Annotated in this window: 1 protein-coding gene; it reads right to left on the bottom strand. The window is 52.5% G+C overall.

What is annotated here, in order from left to right; all coding sequences use genetic code 11:
* The coding region (locus OJ16_RS19580) for an Ig-like domain-containing protein (protein ID WP_173425118.1) at nucleotides 1–4,843 on the bottom strand (4,843 nt) is incomplete at both ends.

Raw genomic sequence — 4,843 nt, 5'->3', positions numbered from 1 at the left:
ATATAGACGATGCCATCTTCAATCCAGATGTTGGCGTTGTTGGCATCCGACACGTGGGTAAAGCGGATGTTGTCGCCATCAGGATCGGCATCATTACCCAGCAGCTCAGAGACTGGGATTTGCAATACGTCGCCTTGATTGGCGACATACGCGCCGTCGCTTGACGCTTTAAAGCCGGTCAGGAAGTAATCGGAAGAGTCCGAACCTCGGCTCGGCTCGTTAACAAAGTCGACCGACTCAAACACGATGCTGTCAAACGCTACGCCGCCTAAGGCACTTTCATCAAAGCTGTAGGTGCCGTTACTGTTGCCTTCATTGGCGATAAACAATCCGCTGGCCACCGCGTTCTCACCGAAGTAAGCCACCCATTTGCCTTGCTCGTGGTTGCCGCTGCCGCCTTCGTTTTTATACAAGTTTGACACGGAGAAACTGAACTCGGTCACAGGCTCATCGAGATCAATTCTAAATTGCTCCGACTCACCGTCTGTGCGGTTGTATTGAATTTGCGCGCCTGGGCCGCCGTTTTCATCGCCCTCAACGCCGCGTTTCACGCCACTCTCAGTAATGTCTTTGTCATCACCTTGGTAGCTGCCGCTGACCTGCGCATCAGGATGGCTCCAGTCGTCACCGTTAAATTGACCCAGTGCCACTTCAAACGCCACCGGATCGTCGGTTGCAATTGGCGGCGCATTATCGGCTTCAACAAGACTCACGGTGCGCTCTTCACTGACGTTGTCGTCACTGTCGACGGCGCGGTAGTCAAAACTGTCGTCCGCAGGGTTCGCTTCAAAGTAGCGCAGTTCCCAGTTGCCGTCGCCAATGGTGGAGACTTCCACACTGGTGATTTGCGCGCCTTCTTGCCCTTCTGAGGCAAAGATTTCGATTTCTTTGAACAAGTCGCTATTGCCTGAGGTCTCTTTGGTGACCTCTTTGACAATCGTGCTGCCATCATCCAGAGACACGGTGATCAAGACGCTGGTTGGGTTGGCTTGTTGCGCGTCATAGAACCAGCCGCCTAAGCCATCCAGACCGAGCGTGACCGAATCTGCCGGACGCTCTGACATATCAATCACGATCGATTCGTTTGCTTGGATCCCATCCCCATTGCCCACACCCAGACCGTAACCAATGTGGTTTTTATCACCAAAGTATTGCGTCAGTGGTTGGTCGTTGTTGGATTCCGCGGTGATTCGGATCACGTCGTCGCTGCCTTCAAAGGTCAGCACGCGTTGGGTTGGGTCGCCATCGACGGGCTCACCCCAGTTAAGGAAGGAGGTGGTACTTTCATCGCCTTCAAAGCCTTCGGGCTCTTCTTTTACGCCTAGGAAGAAGCCGGTCGATTCGTCATCGTTTTCATAGGTAAACAGCGTTGGGTCGAAGGTTTTCAGCTCGCCAATCACCTCGCCGTTGTCATCAAATTGGGTCAGATCTTCATCCGTTAATGCTTGGCCATCATAAAGCAGCACGCCCGATTCAGGCAGACTGGTGATCACCACGCCTAATGGCGTATTGGCCGGATCGTCTTCTTCATCCGAGATGTGGTCATTGCCCGCATTCACATCGTCATTAAAGACGATGGCAGCGCCGCCATTTGAATCCAGTTCAACATCAAAGTCTTCCGCTTCTGGCGGGTTGTCTTTGCTGTCATCAATCAACACATGTTGGTTGGCGTTACTTAAGTCCAGCGCTTCAAAGATATTGTTGTTTTGATCATCGGTTACCGACACCACCGATACCGTGAAGGCTTGACCTTCTTCATAGACATCGTCTTGTACCGTATCAATGGTGAAGTTTGCGGTGTAACCATCCGGATTGACGGTTGCTTGGAGCACTTCAACAATGTCATCGCCATCGGCATTCACGTAGCTGTAGCTTAAGGTGATGATGCTACCGGCCGGCGCGAGCGGCGTGCCGCTTGGCTTCGCCGGATCAGCGAGTGTAATGGTAAATTCACCGGTTTGGGCGCCTTCCATCACCGACTCTGGGCCCGTTAAGGTGATCGTCGCGGGATCAACATCATCGGTGATGGTCGCATCACCATCCACATCGTTTTGTTGATATTCCGTCGCGGCGGCAAGGTTGAATGTTTCATTATCATCGACGATAACGTCATCATTGGTTTGCACCAACACTTCAAAACTCGACTCACCCGCGGGCAAATCAAATTGCACCGTGCCGTCGTTGGTCACTGGCAGAACTTGCGTTGTGGCGCCGTATTTCACGGTCACTGAACTGCCGTTGAAATCCGCCGGATCCGTTGCACTGCCTTCTGACAAATTCAACGTCATGGTGGTTGGCGTGGTACTGCTAGAAGAAAGCGTGACATCGAAGGTCGCTATGCCGCCCTCTTCAACGGTTGGCTCGCTGACATCGGTGACCACTGGGCGGTCATCGTCTGCAGGCGTTGGTCCATTCGGATCGATGCTGCCATCATCAAAGATGGTCGCGACACCTTTGTCGCTGCCTTGTGCCCCCACGACGCCACTGGCGATTAACTCAAAGCTTTCTGGCCCTTCGTAAATCGGCGCATTGTTGTCATCCACCGTTGGGACGGTCACGCGGACTTCGTTGATCCCCGTAGGCAACGTAACGTCGCCATTGTTGGCCACGGCAAGGGTTTCCCAGCCATTCTCACCGTCAAACTCCACCACCATGCTGCTGATGTCGTCGCTTTGAGTGGTAACATGGCTAATGCCTAAGTTGATCGTGGTAGGCGCTTCCGTTGGCGTGCTCAACGAAACGGTAAACACCGCAGATTGACCTTCGCTAACATCCACATCGTCCGAGACTTGGACTTGAGGAATATCGACGTTTTCGATGTTGCCTTCACCGCTCACACCACCAATGGTTAAGGTGTAATCTTCGGTGAGCTCGTAAATGCCATCAACGACGGTTGGGATGACAATACTGAAATTGCTGATCCCAATCGGCACGACGATTTCATTGGTCGCCGAGTCAAACGTGACGCCATTGGTAAATTGAGCGGTGCTTAAATCCACGTCGTTGTCGGTCGCGGTGTCGTCATCCGCACCAAAGTCGATGCTGTAACGAGTCTCTTCCAGCACGCCATCTTCCAGCGCCACTTGATAAACGAGGTTATCCCCTTCCACCACGGTGGTATCAAGCAGGTCAATCGACTCGACCTCCACTGGCGTTGGCAGCGGGTTCACAATGATGGAGACCTTGGCTTCATCAAAGCCGCCTTTATCATCGGTAATGACGTAGTCAAAATGCGTATCGCCGCTAAACTCATCATCCAAATCGATATAGACGATGCCATCTTCAATCCAGATGTTGGCGTTGTTGGCATCCGACACATGGGTAAAGCGGATGTTGTCGCCATCAGGATCGGCATCGTTACCCAGCAGCTCAGAGACCGGGATTTGCAATACGTCGCCTTGATTGGCGACATACGCGCCGTCGCTTGACGCTTTAAAGCCGGTCAGGAAGTAATCGGAAGAATCCGAACCTCGGCTCGGCTCGTTGACAAAGTCCACCGACTCAAACACGATGCTGTCAAACGCTACGCCGCCTAGTGCGCTTTCATCAAAGCTGTAGGTGCCGTTACTGTTGCCTTCATTGGCGATAAACAATCCGCTGGCCACCGCATTATCACCGAAATAAGCCACCCATTTGCCTTGCTCGTGGTTGCCGTTACCGCCTTCGTCTTTAAATAGATTTGAGACAGAGAAAGTAAACTCGGTCACTGGCTCATCAAGATCAATTCTAAATTGCTCCGACTCACCGTCTGTGCGGTTGTATTGAATTTGCGCGCCTGGGCCGCCGTTTTCATCGCCCTCAACGCCGCGTTTCACGCCACTCTCGGTAATGTCTTTGTCATCACCTTGGTAGCTGCCGCTGACCTGCGCATCAGGATGACTCCAGTCGTCACCGTTAAATTGACCCAGTGCCACTTCAAACGCCACCGGATCGTCGGTTGCAATTGGCGGCGCATTATCGGCTTCAACAAGACTCACGGTGCGCTCTTCACTGACGTTGTCGTCACTGTCGACGGCGCGGTAGTCAAAACTGTCGTCCGCAGGGTTCGCTTCAAAGTAGCGCAGCTCCCAGTTGCCGTTACCAATGGTGGAGACTTCCACACTGGTGATTTGCGCGCCTTCTTGCCCTTCTGAGGCAAAGATTTCAATTTCTTTGAACAAATCGCTATTGCCTGAGGTCTCTTTAGTGACCTCTTTGACAATCGTGCTGCCATCATCCAGATACACGGTGATCAAGACGCTGGTTGGGTTGGCTTGTTGCGCTTCATAGAACCAACCGCCTAAACCATCCAGACCGAGCGTGACCGAATCTGCCGGACGCTCTGACATATCAATCACGATCGATTCGTTTGCTTGGATACCATCCCCATTGCCCACACCCAGACCGTAACCAATGTGGTTTTTATCACCAAAGTATTGCGTCAGTGGTTGGTCGTTGTTGGATTCAGCGGTGATTCGGATCACGTCGTCGCTGCCTTCAAAGGTCAGCACGCGTTGGGTTGGGTCGCCATCGACGGGCTCACCCCAGTTAAGGAAGGAGGTGGTACTTTCATCGCCTTCAAAGCCTTCGGGCTCTTCTTTTACGCCCAGGAAGAAGCCGGTCGATTCGTCATCGTTTTCATACGTAAACAACGTTGGGTCGAAGGTTTTCAGCTCGCCAATCACCTCGCCGTTGTCATCAAATTGGGTCAGATCTTCATCGGTTAATGCTTGGCCATCATAGAGCAGCACGCCTGATTCTGGCAGACTGGTGATCACCACGCCTAATGGCGTATTGGCCGGATCGTCTTCTTCATCCGAAATGTGGTCATTGCCCGCATTTACATCGTCATTAAAGACGATGG

Origin of the sequence: Vibrio renipiscarius (assembly GCF_000827885.1) — a bacterium.
Lineage (GTDB): Bacteria > Pseudomonadota > Gammaproteobacteria > Enterobacterales > Vibrionaceae > Vibrio > Vibrio renipiscarius.
The sequence above is the reverse complement of the archived record's forward strand: the minus strand, read 5'-3'. Positions and strand labels throughout refer to the sequence as shown.